1 protein-coding gene is annotated in these 245 nt (G+C 48.6%); it reads right to left on the reverse strand.

Features of this window, described 5'->3' with window-relative positions; all coding sequences use genetic code 11:
- The coding region (locus FDX22_RS26350) for a hypothetical protein (RefSeq protein WP_146718012.1) at positions 1-245 on the reverse strand (245 nt) is incomplete at both ends.

The following is a 245-nucleotide window of genomic DNA, read 5'->3' on the forward strand; positions in this document are numbered from 1 at the left end:
ATAAGTGACGGTGAGATCGGTTGCGTCTTTGTGGTCGCGAGCTTTAACAGTGGATGCCGTTTCATCATTCACATATTCGCCAAAAGAAACCATGCGATATGCATTAACCGGTATGAAATGGCCAACTGCTGCACATTCTGGTTTACCACCAGCACCACCAACGAATGAATGCGCAGTAAGCGCCCCCACAACCTGCATATAACCACCAGCAGCCATATCTACAACGTGTGACCAGCCACCTGAAT

Source organism: Citrobacter sp. TBCS-14, from assembly GCF_005280805.1.
Taxonomy (GTDB): domain Bacteria; phylum Pseudomonadota; class Gammaproteobacteria; order Enterobacterales; family Enterobacteriaceae; genus Citrobacter; species Citrobacter gillenii.